Here is a 19,022-nt window from a genome sequence, read left to right as displayed (position 1 = left end):
TCGCCCCGCCCTCGTGCATCCCCACGCCGCTCAGCTGCCTGCGGCCCGGCTCCCCACCCCCGCGCGGGGCACCGGGCCCCGGCGCTCAGCTCTTCGAGCCGAGCGTCACCTGGACGTTCTGGACGGAGCCGTCGCGGGCGACCTCCAGTGTGATCGAGTCACCGCTCTTGTGGCGGCGCACGTAGCCCGACAGGGACTTCGCGGAACTCACCTGGTCGCCGTCGACGCTGAGGATGACGTCACCCACCTTGATGCCCGCCTCGGCAGCGGCCCCGCCCGAGGTCACCGATGCGACCTCGGCACCGATCCGGGTCGTCCCGTCGACGGTGGCCGTGCCCGACTGGATCGTGACGCCCAGGACCGCGTGGTCGACCGTGCCCGTGGAGATCAGCTGGTCGGTCACGGACTTCACGAGGTCGGAGGGGATGGCGAAGCCCAGACCGATGGACCCCGAGGAGTCACTTGAGCTCGACAACGAGGCGATCGAGAAGTTGATCCCCACCACGGCCCCCGACGCGTCGAACAGCGGGCCACCGGAGTTCCCGGGGTTGATGGAGGCATCGACCTGGATGGCGTTGGTGATCACCGAGTCCGTTGCGCTCTGTTGCTGGCCCTGCTGCGGCAGCTGTCCGAAGGGATCATTCGGGTCGGTCTCCTGGGTCTCCGAGGTGGAGACCTCCACGGGCCGGTTCAGGGCGGAGACGACGCCGGTGGTCACCGTGTCGGAGAGACCCAGTGGCGAGCCGATCGCCATGACCGACTGCCCGACGACCAGGTCCGCGGAGGACCCGAAGGTCGCCACCGTGAGGTCGGAGGGCGGGTTCTTCAACTGGATGACCGCGAGGTCGGTGGTCTGGTCGTACCCGACCACGGTCGCCTCGTAGAGCCGACCGTCCGAGAGCGTCACGGTGATCGCCCCGCTGGTGGAGCCCGACGTGTTCGACGTCCCCGACGAGGACGAGACCGCAGCGGAGATCACGTGGTAGTTCGTCACGATGTGTCCTGAGGCGTCATAGACCACACCGGAGCCGATGTCCGAACTCGAGGAGGACTCGACCGTGATCGTCACCGTGGCGGGCGAGACTGCGGCGGCGACGGCCTCCCAGTCAGGGGCGTCACCCGAGGACTGGACCGGACTGACCGTCTGGGCCGTCGCCTGGGTGGTGGCGGTCGCTGCGGGTTGGGCCGTCTGGGTCCCGCCACCGAGCGCCAGGGTGGATCCGACTGCGATCATGGCTGTCACCACCATGGCGACCAGGAGTGCCAGCCACCCGGGTCCGCGGCCGGAGCGCTGGCGTGTCCTCGTCGACGAGGGCGCCGCCACACTCTGGGCGTACTGGGAGTAGGCGCCCGCGTCACCGGTGGGCGGAGCCCCGTAGGCCGGGGCACCGTAGGCAGGTGCACCGTGACCGGGCGTGCCGGAGGCCGGGGCACCGTAACCGCTCGCGCCGGGGGCTGGTGCCCCTTGGGCACCGGCCCCCCAGCCGGGAGTCCCTCCGGGGGTCGGACCGCCGGTCGAGGGGCTCGCTGCTGCAGGGTCGCCGGTCGATCCGGCGGGCCGGGTGGAGGCGGGAGCCGGGGTGGAGGTGCCGTCGGCCGGGCTGCCCCAGGGAGATGCTCCCCGGGTGGGGACGCCCGAGGGGCGATCCGTCCCGACGGGACCCGGGTCCGCCGGACTCCCGCTGCTCGCCTGCACGCTGCCCGGGTTCACCCAGGGGGACCGTGCCCGGGGCGCCTGTTCCCCTGCCGTACCCGGACCGGCACCCGTGCCCGTGTCGCCGACGCTGCCGGTGCCACTGGTGGACGAGGGCGCTCCCGTCGTCCCCGTGGTCGGGAGCTCCTGGGTCGGGTGCGTGCTCGGGTACTGCTGCGTGGGAGCCGGGGCCGGGAGCTGTTCCGTCGGGGTGTCCCCTGACGGCGTGTCGGCGGGCGTCCCCTCCTCGGATCCGTGTGTGGTGGGGAGCCCGGTGTCCGGGACGTCCGCCGTCCCGCCACCGTCCCCTTCGGGTGTGGGGCGCCACGCGTCGTCCGGGGACGGCGTGGCGGGCGAATCAGCTTCGTCTGGACGATGGTCGCTCATGTGGTTCCTTCTCTCCGGGGTCCTGTTGGCACCATTGTGGGCACCGTTCGTCGCTGTTGCCTGAGACCTGTCTGGATGTTTCCTGAACTCCCCGACGAGCCGTCGCGGCACCGGGCGCGGCTGTCGTCCACCCGCTCTCCCGATGCCCGTCCTCCGCGCCCTCCTCCCCGACCTCCGGGGTACTCACCTGCGCTGCGCGCCCGCGTCTCCCCCACCGGGTGCCTGTGCCAGAGCGGCCAGGGCAGCGGGATCCCGACGCACGCGCACGTGGACGACCTCCAGGCCTCCGACGGGCCCGGCCAGGACGCCACGCAGCTCCCCGGGGGATCCGACCTCCCGGTACGCGGCTCCGTAGGCCTGCGCGAGTGCCTGCACGGACACCGACTGGGGCGTCGCGAACCAGTGGGGGAAGTCCTCGGTGTACTCGGGGCGTCCGTGCTCAAGACCCGCGAAGATCGACCCCCCGTGGTCGTCGAGCACCACGACCCGGACGTCCGCGGGACGCTCCCCCTCGGTCATCGCCAGGGAGGACGCGTCGTNCGGGGCGCCTGTTCCCCTGCCGTACCCGGACCGGCACCCGTGCCCGTGTCGCCGACGCTGCCGGTGCCACTGGTGGACGAGGGCGCTCCCGTCGTCCCCGTGGTCGGGAGCTCCTGGGTCGGGTGCGTGCTCGGGTACTGCTGCGTGGGAGCCGGGGCCGGGAGCTGTTCCGTCGGGGTGTCCCCTGACGGCGTGTCGGCGGGCGTCCCCTCCTCGGATCCGTGTGTGGTGGGGAGCCCGGTGTCCGGGACGTCCGCCGTCCCGCCACCGTCCCCTTCGGGTGTGGGGCGCCACGCGTCGTCCGGGGACGGCGTGGCGGGCGAATCAGCTTCGTCTGGACGATGGTCGCTCATGTGGTTCCTTCTCTCCGGGGTCCTGTTGGCACCATTGTGGGCACCGTTCGTCGCTGTTGCCTGAGACCTGTCTGGATGTTTCCTGAACTCCCCGACGAGCCGTCGCGGCACCGGGCGCGGCTGTCGTCCACCCGCTCTCCCGATGCCCGTCCTCCGCGCCCTCCTCCCCGACCTCCGGGGTACTCACCTGCGCTGCGCGCCCGCGTCTCCCCCACCGGGTGCCTGTGCCAGAGCGGCCAGGGCAGCGGGATCCCGACGCACGCGCACGTGGACGACCTCCAGGCCTCCGACGGGCCCGGCCAGGACGCCACGCAGCTCCCCGGGGGATCCGACCTCCCGGTACGCGGCTCCGTAGGCCTGCGCGAGTGCCTGCACGGACACCGACTGGGGCGTCGCGAACCAGTGGGGGAAGTCCTCGGTGTACTCGGGGCGTCCGTGCTCAAGACCCGCGAAGATCGACCCCCCGTGGTCGTCGAGCACCACGACCCGGACGTCCGCGGGACGCTCCCCCTCGGTCATCGCCAGGGAGGACGCGTCGTGGAAGAAGGTGAGGTCGCCCATGACCGCGCACACGGGCCGCTCCGCACCCCAGGCGAGGCCCAGGGCCGTGGCGACGGTGCCGTCGATGCCGGCCAGCCCCCTGTTGGACACCACGTCACGGCGACCGGGGGTACCCGCCACGAGGTCCACGGCGCGCACCGTCGTCGAGGCTCCCAGCAGGAGGACACCGGGGGGGCAGTCCCACACCGCAGCGGCTGCCGCAGCCATGGTGATCCCCTCCGGGTCCCCTCCTCTCCGGTCCGACTCCGTGTCCTCCCCGTCGACCATCTCCTGGACGCGGTGGTCGATCTCGGCGGCGGCCAGCACCCACCGCCGGCGCCACCCCCCGTCCGGGTGGGGCCCGACCGGGGCCACCAGGGCCGGGACGACGACTGCGGCGCAGCCCGCCGGATCGGCCCACCGTGGGTTCCCGGCCTGGACGACGACGCGGACGTCCTCGCGTGCCAGCAGGGTCGACACGGGACGGGAAAGGGTGGTCCGCCCCGTCAGCACCACCTGTTCGACCTCGTCCCCCGGACCACCCGGGGCGAGCAGTCCCTGCTGGTGGGGCACCCAGGCGGCCGAGGTGGTGGCACCCGAGGTGGGCTCCGCCAGCAGGGGGATGCCTGCGATCTCCGCCCAGTCCCCGGCCCGGGGGTCCGCCCCGTCACCGGCCACCACCACCGTGCGCAGCGTGGGGTCCACGACGTCCTCCCACGGCACCGGGGTGGGGGCCCCGCTCATGACGTGCGGACCCGGCGCCCCCATGACGCGGGCTCCCCTGTGCTGCGGATCGGGCACCAAGGGGTCACGGAACCCGACGTTGAGGTGCACGGGGCCGGGCTCGCCCGACGGGGCACCGATCGCCGTGGCGACGGCGCGGGTGACGAGGGCGCCCAGGCGTCGGTCGGCCGGGGTCCCGGCCGGCACGTCCCACCCGGCCCGGACATGCGGCCCGAAGATGCCCGGCTGGGTCGTGGTCTGTGAGGCGCCGACCCCGCGCAGCTCGAAGGGTCGGTCCGCGCTGACCACGACGAGGGGCAGGTCGGAGTGGGAGGCTTCGGCGATGCCGGCGTGGAGCTCTGCCACGGCACCACCCGAGGTCGTCACCACCGCGACCGCTCGGGCTCCCGCCCCCGTGTGCGCCACCCCCGGCAGAGGGGTGTCGCCCTCGTCGACGGCGGCGGTCCTGCCAGCGGGGGCGATGGCACCGGGCGCCTCCGCGGCCGGCGCGGACGGTACTGGGCGGGGAGGCACGGCGTGGGAGGGGACGGCGGCAAGCGTCCCCGCCCGAGAGAGGCCCACCGCGACGAAGGCCGCGCCGCGCTCGTCCAGGCGGACGTGGACGCGCAGGGCCCCGGCCCGCTCGGCATCAGCCAGGGCATAGGCGAGGGGCGCGCTGCGGGAACCCGGGCAGTAGACCACGTCGCGCACGCCTGCGGCCGCGAGCGCCTGCACGAGGCCTTCGGCGAGGAGCTGGGAGGGGTGGGCGCTCATGCACCCACCCCCTGCTCGGCGAGGACGCGACACATGGCGTCCAGGCGTTCCCGCCAGCGGTCCTCCACGCCCTCGGGCAGGGGGTGGGCACCGACCAGGTCCTCGTCGGGGGCGATGTCGCGCACGGTGATCGCGCCTCCCACGGGCAGCAGTGGGTGCGCGGTGACGTCGGCGGCCAGCAGTTGGGCGGTCGCCAGTCCGCAGGCGTGGTCCAGTCCCGGCAGCGCGGCAGCCGCATGGACCCCGGCGGCCAGACCGACCGAGGACTCCAGTGCGGAGGAGATGACGACCTCCAGACCACTGCTGCGGGCGACCTCCAGGGCACGCATGACGCCCCCCAGGGGCGCCACCTTGACCACCGCGATGTCAGCGGCGTCCGCACGGGCGACCGCGAGCGGGTCCTCCGCCCGCCGGATCGACTCGTCCGCGGCGATGGGGACGTCCACCCTCCGGCGCACCTCGGCCAGCTCCTCCACGGACGGGCAGGGCTGCTCGACGTACTCCAGCCCGCCGGCAGCCCGGTCCAGGGCGCGCACCGCCTCGACGGCAGCGGTCACGGACCAGGCGGCATTGGCGTCGACACGGATGCGGCCACGGGTGCCGACGGTGGCGTCGAGCGCCTCGCGCACGGCCGCGACCCGGTCGACGTCCTCGTCCAGTGCGGTACCGGGGTCCGCGACCTTCACCTTCGCGGTCGCGCACCCACCGGAGGCCAGCACCCGGCGCGCCGCCTCCTGCGGTGGACACACCGGCACCGTGACATTGACGGGCACGCTGTCCCGCAGGGCGGGGGGAGCTGCGTGCAGCGCACCCTCCAGGGCGGCCGCCAGCCAGGTCGAGGACTCCCGGGCGTCGTAGTCCCAGAAGGGTGCGGCCTCACCCCACCCGGCGGGACCGTGGAGGAGCAGGCCCTCGCGCGTGGTGACCCGCCGGAAGCGGATCGCCATGGGCAGGTGGTGGAGGAGGACCCGGTCGACGCCGCCCAGGACCTCGCGTGTCGGGGTGGGCAGGGTGGCCGGGTCGATCTCCTGGAGGGACGCCACGGGGGGCGCGGACACATGCATGGGTCCATTGTGCCCGCTGGGACGCGTGCGGCACCCGTGGGCGTGGCCCGCCCACCTTCCCTGCACCCACGCTGGTCACAGTGCAACCGGTCCTCCGGCCACGTCTCACGGTGCCCCGATTGGCGGTCACAGCCGTCTGTCGGAGCGCGCACCACACATAGGCTGGGGCCATGGTCTATGTCGCACTGGTGGTCGGAGTCCTTGCCGGGGTGGGCAGCCTGTGGCTGCGCAGGGACTCGCCCTCGTCCCGGTGGTGGGAGCACACGAGAGGCATCGTCGACGAACGTTTCGCCTTCGCCACGCTCCCGGGCCTGTCCCTGTTGCTGCTGGGCGTCGGCGTCGTCGCGCTGGCCGGGCTGGTGGGTCAGGGCATCCTGGTGTGGCTGGTCGCCGCCTGCGGGGCCGTCCTGGCCCTGGCGGGGCTGGCGCTGACCTTCCTCGGCTTCGGCCGGGGCGCGCTGCCCGACTGGCTCCTCCCCTCCTGGCGCAGGCACGGGGGGCGCTGACCGGCGGGCACCTCCCCGTCCCCGTCACGCCGACGAGGGCGGGGCCGGGACCGGTCCGACGGGGCGACACCCCTCGATTCCCCCGACAGTGACGACGACTGGGCGACGGCGGCAGGGCCGGACCCGTCAGACGCGTCCCAGGGCCGAGACCATGGCCGCCTTGATGGTGGGCATGCGGTTGGCCGCCTGGTCGAAGACGATGGAGCGCGGGCCCTCGAAGACCTCGTCGGACACCTCGATGCCCTCCAGGCCGAAACGCTCGTGGATGCGACGCCCGACCTCGGTACCGAGGTCGTGGTAAGCGGGCAGGCAGTGCATGAACTTCGCCTCCGGGCCCGCGAGCGCCATGAGGTCCTCGTCCACGCGGTAGTCGTGCAGGAGTTCGATGCGCTGGGCCCAGACCTCCTTCGGCTCCCCCATGGAGACCCAGATGTCGGTGTGGACGAAGTCCGCTCCCTCCACTGCCGAGGTGTCCTCGGTGACCGTGATGCGGGCACCGGACTCCGCGGCGCGCCCGCGGGCGGCGGCGATGACGTCCTCGGCGGGCCACAACGCCCGGGGCGCCACGATGCGCACGTCCATGCCCAGGATCGCCCCGTTGACCAGCAGGGACCTGCCCATGTTGAAGCGCGCGTCCCCGACGTAGGCGTAGGAGATCTCCCCGTCCGGGCGACCGTGGGAGTGCTCCCTCATGGTGAGGGTGTCGGCGAGCATCTGGGTGGGGTGCCAGTCGTCCGTCAACCCGTTGAACACGGGCACGCCGGAGCGTGCCGCCAGGGTGTCGACGTGGTCCTGCAGGTCCCCGCGGTACTCGATGCCGTCGAAGATGCGTCCCAGGACCCGGGCGGTGTCCTCCACGGACTCCTTGTGCCCCATCTGGGACCCCGAGGGGTCGAGGTAGACGGTGTGGGCGCCCTGGTCGGCAGCGGCGACCTCGAAGGAGCATCGCGTGCGGGTCGAGGTCTTGGCGAAGAGGAGGGCGATGTTGAGGCCGCGCATGTACTGGACCTCGCGGTGCTCCTCCTTGGCGGCCTTGAGCTGGGCGGACAGCTCCAGCAGGTCGCGCCATTCCTCGCCCGTGAAGTCGAGTTCGCGCAGCAGGTGCTGACCGGGGTGGAACAGGGAGGTGACGTCGCTGGTCATGGCGGTCACGCTAGCAGTCAGTGGGCTGCAGGGGCGGTGACGTCCGGGGGAGCGGGGCCTCAGGCGGGACCCGACCCCGCGATCCGTGCGTCCCCGGGGTCGTCGTCCTCCGACGTCCGGGGGCCGGCCAGCAGGTCGGCCCGCGCGACCATGGACTCGACGGTGCTGTGGCCGTCCTCGTCCCGGTGTGTGAGGACGTGGATGGAGGCCGCGGCCGCCACCACGGACCCGATGACGCCGAAGGACTCGAAGTGGGCCAGCATCATCCAGGCCACCAGGAGCATGTACAGCCCGGAGTACCCGGTGATGACCCGTCGGGCCGGGCCGGGTGGGAACCGGTCGCGCAGCCGCTTGAACGCCGTCACCGACATCGGGATCGCCAGCAGACCGAGGCTCCCGAGGCCCAGTCCCTGACCGCGCAGGGTGAGCAGCACGGCCACGGGCCACAGTCCGAAGGACAGCAGCATCGTGCGCCGCGACGCCCCCTCCTCGGGAGGCAGCAGTCGTGCGAAACGCCCCTGCGCCTGGTCCATGCGGGATGCCTGCTCCTCGGGTGCGGTGGCGTCGGGTGTGCCGCCGCTCGTTCCAGACTATCCCGACCGGGACTCCCTCTCCCGACGAGGGCGCGACGTACCCACGAGGAGCGGGATGCACCCACGTGGCCCGACCCGGTCCGTGGGTGCCCCGGACCCCTCCGGGGCACGCGCCCACCACGCACCCGGAGCACGGCGCGCCCCGCACGTACCCTGTCCCCATGAGTGCTCTGCCCTTCGTCTCCGACACCTTCGATGCCTCGCGCTGGCGTGAGGTCCGGGGATTCGACCTCCACGACCTCACCTACCATCGCGGCGTCTCACGCGGGGAGGACCTGGACGGCAGGCCCGAAGGCGCGGACCTGCCCTGGGTGCGCATCGCCTTCGACCGGCCCGACATCCGCAACGCCTTCCGACCCCTCACGGTGGACGAGCTCCACCGCTGCCTGGACCATGCCCGGATGAGTGGCGACGTCGCCGCCGTCATCCTCACCGGCAACGGCCCCTCCGCCCGCGACGGCGGGTACTCCTTCTGTTCGGGCGGCGACCAGCGGGTGCGCGGAGCGGATGGCTACCACTACGAGGTCGAGGGCGCGGACCCCGGCGCCGCCACCGCGACACGCCGCGAGCAGGTCGACCCCGCCCGCGCGGGGCGCCTCCACATCCTGGAGGTCCAGCGCCTGATCCGGACCATGCCGAAGGTCGTCATCGCCGCGGTCCCCGGCTGGGCGGCAGGTGGCGGACACAGCCTCAACGTCGTCTGCGACCTGTCCGTGGCCTCCCTGGAGCACGCGGCCTTCATGCAGACGGACGCCAATGTCGGCTCCTTCGACGCCGGCTACGGATCGGCGCTGCTGGCCCGCCAGGTGGGCGACAAGCGCGCACGGGAGATCTTCTTCCTGGCCGGTCGCTACGACGCGGCGACGGCGGAGCGCTGGGGCGTGGTCAACGCCGCCGTGCCCCACGCCCAGCTCGAGGAGCGGGCCCTGGAGTGGGCGCGCACCATCGCGGGGAAGTCCCCCCAGGCGATCCGTATGCTCAAGTTCGCCTTCAACCTGGCCGATGACGGCTTGGCCGGACAACAGGTCTTCGCCGGGGAGGCCACCCGCATGGCCTACATGACGCCCGAGGCCCAGGAAGGGCGCGATGCCTTCCTGGAGCACCGTGCCCCCGACTGGTCCGGGCACCCGTACTACTTCTGACGTGGCCGCAGACATGGACCGGACCGGTGACCCGGCCGGGACGGAGGTCAGGTCCGGCTCCGGTGCCCGCACCGTGGCAGCACCGGAGGAGCCGCCACCCCTGACACCCGGGGACCCCGCGTCGATCCCCACCTCGGCGCGCACGCCTCCCGGGTCGACCCGTCGGCGCAGGGTGCTCGACCGGTGGATCAGGGGCACGTGGAGCGCGGGCGTCCTGGTCCTCGCCCTGTCGGCCGTCGTCCGGGACTCCGGTGACCCCTCGCCCGTCCTTGTCCTGTGGGGTCACGTGGTCACCGGCGCCCACCGTGCACTGGTCGTGGGTGCAACGGTCGTGGGCCTGTGGGCCGTGAGTCTGGTGCTCGTCCTGGTCCGACTCGGCGAGCCCTTCACGGAGACACCGGCCCTCGTGCGGCGCATCCTGCGGCGCACGGTCCGCACCCTTGCGACCCTGTCCACGCTGGCCGTCCTTCCCCTGGTCGGCCTGGCGGTCCTCGTCGCGTCCCTCTCACTCCCACTGGCCGCCCACCACATGCTCCCCGACTCACCGACGGGGTGCCGCGTCTACGGGGTGGTCGAGGACGCCTACGAGGGCACCGTCACCCGCTTCCACGTCCTCGCTCCGGGGAGGATCCGCACCGAGGGGATGGGCACGGCATGGTCGACGGGCAGGGAGGGCCCCACCGATCCCGTCGTCTCCCTGCAGTGGTCACTGGAGTGGGAGGGCAGCACAGCCACCCTGGCACGACCCTCCGGCCTCGGGGAGCCACGCACCTCCGTGGCCGTGTGCCCCTCCTCCTGAGGGCCGGGGCGGCCGACCGCGCGGACGACGGACATGTGCCCGCCCCGCCGTGCCGCGTCAGTGGTGGCTGACGACAGTGGTGCCGATCTCGGACCAGTCGTAGATCCACTTGGCCTCGTCGACGGGCATGTTCACACACCCGTGCGAACCACCGGGGCCACCCCACCCGAAGGAGGTCCGCCACGGCGCTCCGTGCAGGCCGTAGGAACCGGTGAAGTAGGTGATCCACGGGACGTCGGGCGTCTTGTACTTCGTCCCGTCCTTGTTGAGCCCCTCCATGGTCTGCGAGGCGTACTTCAGGTACACGTGGTAGGTGCCGGTGACGGTCGGGGTGTCTGGCTCACCGGGGACCATGGGGATCGGGCCACGCACGATGGTGGCGCCCTCGTAGGCGGTCACGGTGTAGTTGGAGAGGTTGATGTCGATCCACTTCTCACCGTCCGCGGCCTGGTAGACGAGGTCCTCTGCGCCGTCGGCGATCTCGCGGGTCGTGAAGGTGGGCTCGACGTTGTCGTACTTGAAGTTCCCGGTGTAGGACTGGCCCTCCGTCAGGGCGGCGACCACGGCCTTCTGCAGGACTGCGATGTTGTTCACCGTGCACCCGGCCGTCCCCGCGTCCGCCACGGCGACCACGTCACCCCTGGAGTTCACGTTCTTGACACCGGGGATGGCCTCCTCGTTCGTGGCCACCGCAGTCTTCTCGACCCAGGCGTTCACCTTCGCATCGTCCCACGTGGGCGTCCCCAGGGTCCCGTCATCCTCGGTGGGGACGGAGATCCACCCTGCCTTGGTGGCCGTGTCCGCCGGGTAGGATGCCACACCGCTGTTCAGGGTGACGTCCAGAGCCAGGAGACCATTGGCCGTGTCCGCTGCCTGCTGGGCCGCCTGCGTGGTCACGGTCGGTTCGACCTCGGCGGACTTCAGGTCCACGGCCTGGGACGTCAGGGTGGAGGCAGCCTTGGCGACCACACCCGTCATCTGGGAGACGTCGACGCCGACACCCTCCTGCGCGTCGGTGACGACGAACTGCGCGGCGTCCGCCGAGAAGGACACCGTGGCATCGGCAGCAGGATGACCGGCCTTCGCGGCCAGCTCGGTGCTGAAGTCCTGGAGCTTCTCCTCGTCCACCGACGTCACCACCGCGACATCGCGGTGGTCGACCAGCGCCTTGATCCGCGACCAGGCGGAGGCATTGGGCTCGAACGCCTTCGCTGCGGTCGCCGCGGCGTCCACGCTCACCCCGAGGTCGGAGAGCTTGGCAGTGGTCGGCTGGCCGTCCACGTTCACCGTCACGGTGATCTCGCCGGCCCTCTGGGCCACCGCCTCCTCGACCTCGTCCGCGGTCTGGCCGGTCACCGACGTGCCCGCCACCGACACGCCGGGCAGGGCACGCTCGGCGAAGTGGGCAGCATAGCCCGCCGTCGCACCGGTGAGGACCAGCACGAACGCAAGCACTCCACCCAGGAGCCACTTAATCTTCGAGGAGACACGGTTTGAAGCCACACTTCATGGTATGCGAACCCCTGCAACCCCTGCAGTATGGGATCGCCCACGTCGGTCACGAAAAGGTCACGCCCGACTGCGCCACATCCGACCGGGATTCCACCCCCGGGGAGCCGGACGTGAGCAGCTGCGCACCCCACCGACGGGTCTCCCGGCGTAACCTGTCGACCCCGGACCACGACGCCAGGAGGCACCAGAATGACCGGACCGCGGATCCTCCTCGTCCCGGGCGGGACGTCCCCCGGAGCCGTCGCCATGGCCTACGCCTCCCTGCACAAGCTCGTCGAGCTGCACGAGGAACGGGCGGACGACCCCGATCATCCTGCCCCCCACACCGTCGTGGTGCTGCGTGACCCGGCCACCGTGGACCACGCCACCCTCAGGGGCTCGGCCACGACACCCGCCCAGGCGTTCCCGGGCCTGGATCCGGCGGCAGCAGCGGATCCCCACCTCCTCGACGGGATCGACGTGGTCCTCCAGACCTCCGGGTCCTCCACGGGCACGCCGCACCTGGTGGGGCTCTCCGTCGGTGCCCTCATCGCCTCCGCGCGCTCCACCGATCGGGCACTCGACGGACCCGGCCGCTGGATCCTGGCCCTCCCGGCCCACCACGTGGCGGGTGCCCAGGTCCTCTTCCGCGCGGCCTTGGCCGGCACCTCCCCCCAGATCGTGGACACGACGGCCGGGTTCCACCCCACCCGCCTGCCGGCCGCCGTCGCCGGGGCCACACAGGACCCCGACGTCCCGGGTTACCTCTCCCTGGTGCCCACACAGCTGCGCGCCTGCCTCGAGGCCGGCCCCGAGGTCACCGCAGCGCTGGCCCGCCTGGCGGCCGTCCTGGTCGGTGGCTCGGGGGCCGACCCCGCACTGCTCGGGCGTGCCCGCGAGCTCGGGATCCGCGTCCACACCACGTACGGGATGACGGAGACGGCTGGCGGATGCGTCTACGACGGCCGACCCCTGCCCGGTGTCGCCGTGCGCACCGTGGAGGTCGATGGACGGGCACGCCTGGCCGTCACCGGCCCGATGCTCATGACGCGCTACCTCGACGGCCCCTCCCCCTTCATCGACGAGGGCGGGGCGCGCTGGCTGCTGACCGGGGACATCGGGCGGGTGACACCTGCCGGCTGCGTCGAGGTCCTCGGACGCAGTGACGACGTCATCGTCTCGGGGGGACTGTCGGTCGCTCCCGGCCCGGTACGCCGCGCCGTGCTCGCCACCCCCGGGGTGAGGGACGCGTGGATCCTCGACCTCCCGGACGAGAAGTGGGGCGCCCTCGTCACGGCCGCCGTGGTACCCGAACCGGGCGTGCTCGCCGGAACCGACGCGAGCGGAGCCGCCCTCGTCCCCGAACCGGTTGCAGCGACCCCTGCGGGACCAGCCGCGACACCCGACCCCGCAACCGCCCCGGCACCTGCTCCCGGCCTGCGGGAACTGGCACTGGCGATCCGCGAGCACGTCGGGGAGGCCCTCGGACGGGCGGAGGCACCTCGTGTGGTCGTCGCACTGGACGCCCTGCCGATGCTCCCCACGGGCAAGGTCGACCCCCGTGCCCTGCGGGCGGCCGTCGAGGAGAGGATTGGCACCGGCGCCGAGTGGCGTCGTTGAATGGGCCCATGGCTACCCCCACCGACTGGCTGGAGGGCGCGCGCCTGCGCACCCTGCCCGCCGCAATGGCACCCGTGATCCTCGGAACCGCAGCTGCGGTGCACATCGGGCACTGGTCCGCGCCCCGCGCCCTGCTCGCCCTGGGTGTCGCACTGTTCCTGCAGATCGGGGTCAACTTCTCCAACGACTACTCCGACGGCATCCGCGGCACCGATGACCACCGCGAGGGCCCCCCGCGCCTGACCGGGGGCGGTCTGGCCTCCCCCCGCACGGTGCTCGCCGCGGCCCTGGGATGCTTCGGTGCGGCAACGGTGCTCGGCCTGTGGCTGGTCGTCCTGTCGGGGCAGTGGGTGCTCGTGGCGGTCGGCGCCTGTGCGGTGGCCGCGGCCTGGTTCTACACCGGTGGTCGCCATCCCTACGGCTACCTCGGTGTGGGGGTGTCGGAGGTCATGGTCTTCGTGTTCTTCGGGCTGGTGGCGACCGTCGGCACCACGGTGACCCAGGTGCCCTCCGCACCCTGGTGGCTGTGGTGCCTGGCCAGCGGGACCGGCCTGCTCAGCGTGAGTCTGCTCATGGTCAACAACATCCGCGACATCCCCACCGACCGCGAGGCCGGCAAGCGCACCGTCGCCGTGCGCCTGGGCGAGCGCGGGTCGCGGACCACCTACGTCGCGCTCCTCCTGGCGGCGGTCCTCCTGGCGGGTCTGGCGCTGGTGACCGTGGACACCGGTACGGCGATCGCCTTCGTGCCGGTCCTGCTGCTCGGGGCCGCGGTCCCGGCGCGCAGGGTGGTCGCCGGGGCGACCGGTCGCGCGCTCATCCCGGCACTGAGGGACACAGGTCTGTACACACTGGCCTGGTCGCTCGTCGTCGGAGCGGTCCTGGTCGTGACGGCCTGAGGTCCGGGCCACACGGGCGCCGGAGCCGGACCCCGCACCCCTGACCTCCCGGAAGTGGTGTGGACCCGGCTCGCCTAGACTGGAGGAGTGTTCAGGATCCTCCTTGTCGTCGCGTGGTTGGCAGTGACCATCTATGCCATCGCGGACTGGGCGCGCACCCCGGAGGAGGAGATGCCCGGGCGCATCCCGCGCATCATGTGGCTGATCATCATCCTGCTGACCATCCCCTCCTTCTCCATCGGCTCCGTGGTCTGGCTGGTCGTGCGCGCCGTCGGCAGGGCCGAGACGGCCGACGGGACCACCGGGTCCACCACGCCCAGGCCGATGTTCCCGCGCCCCTCCCGTCCCAGCGCCCCCGCAGCACCCCCGGGGCCCCTGGCCCCCGACGATGACCCCGAGTTCCTCTTCCGCCTCGAGCGCGACATCCGCCGCCGCAGGGCTGCCGAGGGCGACCGCTCCCCGAAGGACGAGGGCGGCGCCGGAGACGGGCCCGGGCCGCTCGCCGGTGGCACCACACCCGACGGCGATGACCACGACGACGGACCTGATGAGCCTGACGAGCCCGACGGGCCCACGGGCGGCGACACCGACCAGGACGAGGACGACGAGCCGGGCAGCGGCACCCCGACCGGGAACTGATGCCCGGGCGGTGGACCGCACCCGGGGGTCGCGACGCGCACACCGATGGTGAAGCGCGCGGGAACGGGCTCCCGACAGCTGTTCCGGGCCGTGGGGCCCGACGGCCTCAGCGCTTCAGCTCTGCTGCCGACCGCCCCGGTGTCATGTCTGCCGCACCCTGCAGGAGCTCCGCAGCCGGCTCCTGGTAGGAGATGCCCACCAGCGTCGCGCCCTCGAAGATGAAGGACGTCAACGAGGCCAGGGAACACGTGCGGGCCCACGGGGCGTGGGGCAGGGGCCTGCACTCGGCGAAACGGGTCAGCGTCGTGATCGGCATCTGGTGGGACACGACCAGCGCCTCGTGCCCGCGCGCAGCGCGCAGGGCCCCCGAGAGGGCGGCGGACATCCGGTCTGCGACCTCGGTGTAGGGCTCCCCCCACGAGGGACGCAGGGGGTTCGTGTAGAGGTGCCAGTACCGGGGACGGGTCAGGGCGGAGCGGTCGGCGTTGACGGGCACCCCCTCGAAGGCATTGCCCGCCTCGACCAGCCTCGGGTCGCAGTCGACCTCGACGTCGAAGGCGTGGGCGGTCGGGAGCGCACTCTGCTGGGCGCGCAGCAGGGGGGAGGCGATGACCGTGGTGATGTCACGTCCCTCCTCCACCAGGTGCTCGGCCACGCGGCGCGCCATGGCGTGCCCGCGCTCGGTGAGGCCGAAGCCGGGCAGGCGCCCGTAGAGCAGTCCTCGGGGATTGTCCACCTCGCCGTGGCGCATGACGTGGACGGTCGTGATCTCCATGTCACCAGTGTTCCACGGATGCCACGGCGTGCGGCGCACCGTTACCCTTGGGGACATGCCCCCACCCTCTGCGCCGACAGCCCCGCGGGTGGCCGCCTTCTTCGACATCGACAAGACGCTGATGCGCGGGGCCTCGGCCTCGGTCGTCGCCACTGCCCTGCTCCGTCGGGGCCTCATCAACCGCCGTACCATCGCGTTCGCCGTGCGCCAGTCACTCCTCTACGCCCTCTTCGGTGAGAAGGTCTCCCGGGTCTCCAACGTCGCGCAGCGCGCGATGCGCAGTGTCGCGGGGCAGTCCGTGGCGCAGATGGGGGAGGTGATCGAGCAGGTCTGGGAACCCGCGATCCGTCCCCGCCTCTACGCGCGCACCGTGGAACGCATCCAGTGGCACCTGGAACGCGGGGACGAGGTCTGGCTCGCCTCGGCCACTCCCTGGCTGGTCTCGGAGGTGATGGCCACCCACCTCGGTGCCACCGGCGGCATCGGGACGCGCCTGGCGGTCCGCGACGGGTTCCTGCTGGCGGAGCTGGACGGACCCGTCGTCCATGCCCACCACAAGGCGGAGGCGGTGCGCCGTCTCGCAGCCGAACGGGGCATCGACCTGTCACAGTCCTGGGCGTACTCGGACTCGTTCCACGACGTCGAGATGTTGGAGGCCGTCGGCCACCCCGTCGCGGTCAACGCCGATGTCCGACTGGCACGCGTCGCCCGCAGACGGGGCTGGGACCGACTGGCCGCGCGCACGCGCACCGACCGTCTGCGCGACCGCTCCCTCAAGACCGTCGCGGCCACGCTGGCGGGTGTCGGGGCCCTTGCGGTCGTCTCGGGGCTCTCCCACCTCGTCGGCGGGGCCTGAGCCCACCGCCGAGGGCCCCGTCCCACGTCGACGAGGGCGGCTCCCGCACCTCCCGCCACCGGCTGGAGCACGCGCGCGGTCGGCCCTGGGACCCGGGATCGGCCCCCGTGCCGCCGGGCAGCCCGAACAGAGCGGACCTCAGGGTCCGAACTGAGCGGACCTCGCGGGTGGAACAGAGCGGACCTCAGGGTCCGAACAGAGCGGACCTCAGGGTCCGAACAGAGCGGACCTCAGGGTCCGAACTGAGCGGACTTCGAGGGTGGAACAGAGCGGACTTCGCGGGGACAGGCGAGGGGCCCGGCCTTCCGACCGGGCCCCTCCGCGACGTCACTTCTTGTTGCGACGCTGGTGGCGCGTCTTGCGCAGCAGCTTGCGGTGCTTCTTCTTGGCCATGCGCTTGCGGCGCTTCTTGATCACGGAGCCCATGGGGTTCCTCCCTCGTCAACAGGTGAAGTGGCAGGTGCGACGGCCCGCCGGTCTGACTCGTCCGTGCCCGCGGGGGCACAACGACCCCATCCTAGCCGCCAATTCCCCCAGCGCGTTCATCGGACCACTCCGACAGGCCCGCATCGATGAGCTGGCGCACGGCGGACTCGGGCACCCGGAAGCTCTTCCCGACCCTGATCGCGGGCATCTCACCGCTGTGGATGAGTCGGTAGACCGTCATCTTGGACACGCGCATGAGGTCCGCCACTTCAGCCACTGTCATGAAGCGGGGGGCGGACTTCTGGTCCATCGACGTCTCCCAGGGCACGAGGCGGCCGGATCCCGGATCCTGCGCTTGAGGGGCCTCTCGACCCATGATAGGGCCTCCCTGTGCACCTGCGGCAAGTGTCCACTCCGCCATGGGGCCACTTGGCGGGAATCCGGAGGCCCAACGCCTAGCATGGGTGCAGTTCGGCGCCCCTGCGCATCCCCGTGGAGCACCGCCGCGACAACACGGCACCCACACGGTGCACCGACAATCCCCGGACCGAGGCAGGTGAGACACGTGGCACTCTTCGGCCGCCAACCCCGCCCCCGTCGACCCCCACTCCCCCTGGATGCCGCGGACCCACTGGCCCCGAGCCCCGGGACCGCGCTGGTCCGCCCCGTGGAGGGACGCGCCTCCTCCCTGTTGCGCAAGACACGTTCGGAGCGACTGCGGGAGTGGGTCGACCGGCAGGCGCGCAACTCTCCGGCACGGCTCGCGCTCGCTGTCTTCACCATCATCATCATCGCCGTCATCGCCCTGCTCAGCCTGCCCTTCGCCGCAGCCGAGGACGATCCGGTCGCCTTCGTCGACGTGTTCTTCACCGCGGTCTCGGCAGTCTGCGTGACGGGACTGACCACCGTGGACACAGCGACCCACTGGTCCGTCTTCGGCCAGGGAGTCATCGCCTTGGGCATCGCCGTGGGAGGACTGGGGGTCATGACCCTCGCCTCGGTGCTCGGACTCGCTGTGTCGCGCCACCTGGGGCTCACCCAACGCATGCTCGCCGCCGCGGAGACCAAGTCCAGTGGCCTGGGCCGTGTGGGAACCCTGCTGCGCGCCGTCATCGGGACCTCGCTCATCGCCGAGGGCGTCCTCTTCCTCGTCTTCCTGCCCCGCTTCGTCTCCCTGGGCGACTCGGTGCCCGAGGCGACCTGGCACGCCCTGTTCATGGCGATCTCCGTGTTCAACAACGCCGGCTTCGTCATCCTGGAGGGCGGCCTCACCCCCCACGTCGGGGACTGGTGGATGCTGGGGCCCATTGCCCTGGGCACCGTGGTCGGCGCGATCGGCTTCCCCGTCGTCACCGACATCGCCGAACGCTGGCGCACACCCCGTCGCTGGACGCTGCACACCAAGCTCACGCTGTCCACGTACGGGGTGCTGGCCGTCGTGGGGTCCCTCCTGCTGGCCCTCACCGAGTGGACCAATCCCGACACGCTGGGTGACCTGGACGTCGGCTCCAAGCTCCTCAACATCCTCCTGGCCGGCGTCAACACCCGTTCCTCGGGGCTCTCGGCCCTGGACGTGTCCCAGATGCGCTCCCAGACGCACTTCGTCCAGGACATCCTCATGCTCATCGGCGGCGGCTCCGCCTCCACGGCCGGCGGCATCAAGGTGACCACCTTCGCGGTCCTCATGCTGGCGGTGCTGGCGGAGGCACGCGGTGACCGTGACCTCGAGGCCTTCGGGAGACGCATCCCCATCAACGTCGTCCGCCTGGCCGTGGCGGTGACACTGATCGGCGTGTCGATGGTGTGTGTCTCGGTGGTTCTGCTGCTGACACTGACCGACCTGAGCCTGGACGTCATCCTCTTCGAGACCATCTCCGCCTTCGCCACCGTCGGGCTCTCCACCGGCATCACCCCCACACTCCCTGCGGCCGCGAAGTACGTGCTCGCGGTCCTCATGTACGCCGGGCGCACCGGCACGATGACGGTGGCAGCCGCCCTGGCCCTGCGCGAGCGTCGCCGCGTCATCCGTATGCCGGAGGAACGCCCGATCATCGGCTGA

Annotated in this window: 18 protein-coding genes; 8 read left to right on the top strand and 10 right to left on the bottom strand. The window is 72.2% G+C overall.

The features are described from left to right. Positions 1-85: 85 nt before the first annotated feature. From BQ9890_RS14095 to BQ9890_RS14080, 4 genes are all read right to left on the bottom strand, one after another. Positions 86-1,234, bottom strand: coding sequence for a S1C family serine protease (locus BQ9890_RS14095; protein ID WP_230297970.1), 1,149 nt, complete (start codon positions 1,232-1,234; stop codon positions 86-88). A gap of 1,029 nt (positions 1,235-2,263) precedes the next feature. Beyond that, positions 2,264-2,599, bottom strand: coding sequence for a thiamine pyrophosphate-dependent enzyme (locus BQ9890_RS14090; protein WP_075892392.1), 336 nt, complete (start codon positions 2,597-2,599; stop codon positions 2,264-2,266). 557 nt (positions 2,600-3,156) lie between these two features. Then, on the bottom strand, positions 3,157-5,010 hold the full coding sequence (gene menD, locus BQ9890_RS14085) for a 2-succinyl-5-enolpyruvyl-6-hydroxy-3-cyclohexene-1-carboxylate synthase (protein WP_075892390.1): 1,854 nt from the start codon (positions 5,008-5,010) through the stop codon (positions 3,157-3,159). Next, complete coding sequence (locus BQ9890_RS14080) at positions 5,007-6,074, bottom strand: o-succinylbenzoate synthase (protein ID WP_075892388.1); 1,068 nt, start codon at positions 6,072-6,074, stop codon at positions 5,007-5,009. Before BQ9890_RS14080 ends, menD begins: the two co-directional genes overlap by 4 nt. Positions 6,075-6,244: 170 nt before the next feature. On the opposite strand from BQ9890_RS14080, the gene BQ9890_RS14075 reads away from it, so the two are divergent. Continuing rightward, positions 6,245-6,580: a hypothetical protein gene (locus tag BQ9890_RS14075; RefSeq protein WP_075892386.1), complete on the top strand. Its 336-nt coding sequence runs from the start codon at positions 6,245-6,247 to the stop codon at positions 6,578-6,580. A 126-nt stretch (positions 6,581-6,706) separates the two neighbouring features. On the opposite strand, the gene argF is transcribed toward BQ9890_RS14075, so the two are convergent. Together argF and BQ9890_RS14065 are read right to left on the bottom strand one after the other, a co-directional pair. Continuing rightward, the gene (gene argF, locus BQ9890_RS14070) at positions 6,707-7,723 is read right to left on the bottom strand and encodes an ornithine carbamoyltransferase (protein WP_075892384.1); all 1,017 of its coding nucleotides are present in this window, start codon (positions 7,721-7,723) and stop codon (positions 6,707-6,709) included. 59 nt (positions 7,724-7,782) lie between these two features. Continuing rightward, positions 7,783-8,256: a hypothetical protein gene (locus BQ9890_RS14065; RefSeq protein WP_075892382.1), complete on the bottom strand. Its 474-nt coding sequence runs from the start codon at positions 8,254-8,256 to the stop codon at positions 7,783-7,785. A 221-nt stretch (positions 8,257-8,477) separates the two neighbouring features. Between BQ9890_RS14065 and BQ9890_RS14060 the strand changes: the two genes are divergently transcribed. Together BQ9890_RS14060 and BQ9890_RS14055 are read left to right on the top strand one after the other, a co-directional pair. After that, positions 8,478-9,458, top strand: coding sequence for a 1,4-dihydroxy-2-naphthoyl-CoA synthase (locus tag BQ9890_RS14060; RefSeq protein ID WP_075892380.1), 981 nt, complete (start codon positions 8,478-8,480; stop codon positions 9,456-9,458). Position 9,459: 1 nt separating this feature from the next. Continuing rightward, on the top strand, positions 9,460-10,257 hold the full coding sequence (locus tag BQ9890_RS14055) for a hypothetical protein (RefSeq protein WP_075892378.1): 798 nt from the start codon (positions 9,460-9,462) through the stop codon (positions 10,255-10,257). 57 nt (positions 10,258-10,314) lie between these two features. Here the strand turns inward: BQ9890_RS14055 and BQ9890_RS14050 are convergent, their stop codons facing one another. Then, positions 10,315-11,760 (bottom strand): L,D-transpeptidase family protein, encoded by a 1,446-nt coding sequence (locus tag BQ9890_RS14050; RefSeq protein ID WP_075892376.1) that lies wholly within the window; start codon positions 11,758-11,760, stop codon positions 10,315-10,317. 198 nt (positions 11,761-11,958) lie between these two features. Between BQ9890_RS14050 and BQ9890_RS14045 the strand changes: the two genes are divergently transcribed. The 3 genes from BQ9890_RS14045 to BQ9890_RS16735 all read left to right on the top strand — a co-directional run bounded on the left by BQ9890_RS14045 (position 11,959) and on the right by BQ9890_RS16735 (position 14,906). Then, on the top strand, positions 11,959-13,368 hold the full coding sequence (locus tag BQ9890_RS14045) for an AMP-binding protein (RefSeq protein WP_075892374.1): 1,410 nt from the start codon (positions 11,959-11,961) through the stop codon (positions 13,366-13,368). Positions 13,369-13,376: 8 nt separating this feature from the next. After that, positions 13,377-14,267 (top strand): 1,4-dihydroxy-2-naphthoate polyprenyltransferase, encoded by an 891-nt coding sequence (locus BQ9890_RS14040; protein ID WP_075892372.1) that lies wholly within the window; start codon positions 13,377-13,379, stop codon positions 14,265-14,267. 87 nt (positions 14,268-14,354) lie between these two features. After that, positions 14,355-14,906: a hypothetical protein gene (locus tag BQ9890_RS16735; protein ID WP_075892370.1), complete on the top strand. Its 552-nt coding sequence runs from the start codon at positions 14,355-14,357 to the stop codon at positions 14,904-14,906. A gap of 106 nt (positions 14,907-15,012) precedes the next feature. Here BQ9890_RS16735 and BQ9890_RS14030 read toward each other — a convergent pair whose 3' ends face one another. Beyond that, complete coding sequence (locus BQ9890_RS14030) at positions 15,013-15,681, bottom strand: histidine phosphatase family protein (RefSeq protein ID WP_075892368.1); 669 nt, start codon at positions 15,679-15,681, stop codon at positions 15,013-15,015. A 55-nt stretch (positions 15,682-15,736) separates the two neighbouring features. Between BQ9890_RS14030 and BQ9890_RS14025 the strand changes: the two genes are divergently transcribed. Further along, positions 15,737-16,537, top strand: coding sequence for an HAD family hydrolase (locus tag BQ9890_RS14025; protein ID WP_195907691.1), 801 nt, complete (start codon positions 15,737-15,739; stop codon positions 16,535-16,537). Between the two features lie 327 nt (positions 16,538-16,864). On the opposite strand, the gene BQ9890_RS14020 is transcribed toward BQ9890_RS14025, so the two are convergent. Both BQ9890_RS14020 and BQ9890_RS14015 read right to left on the bottom strand, forming a co-directional pair. After that, entirely contained in the window at positions 16,865-16,963 is a 99-nt protein-coding gene (locus BQ9890_RS14020; RefSeq protein WP_003792170.1) for a 30S ribosomal protein bS22, read from the bottom strand. Between the two features lie 91 nt (positions 16,964-17,054). Next, a complete protein-coding gene (locus BQ9890_RS14015) occupies positions 17,055-17,273 on the bottom strand; it encodes a helix-turn-helix domain-containing protein (protein ID WP_075893295.1) in 219 nt (72 codons plus the stop codon). A gap of 150 nt (positions 17,274-17,423) precedes the next feature. Between BQ9890_RS14015 and BQ9890_RS14010 the strand changes: the two genes are divergently transcribed. Continuing rightward, positions 17,424-19,022: a TrkH family potassium uptake protein gene (locus BQ9890_RS14010; protein WP_078062493.1), complete on the top strand. Its 1,599-nt coding sequence runs from the start codon at positions 17,424-17,426 to the stop codon at positions 19,020-19,022.

The sequence above is a fragment of the Actinomyces provencensis genome (assembly GCF_900155435.1).
Taxonomy (GTDB): Bacteria; Actinomycetota; Actinomycetes; order Actinomycetales; family Actinomycetaceae; genus Pauljensenia; species Pauljensenia provencensis.
The sequence above is the reverse complement of the archived record's forward strand: the minus strand, read 5'-3'. Positions and strand labels throughout refer to the sequence as shown.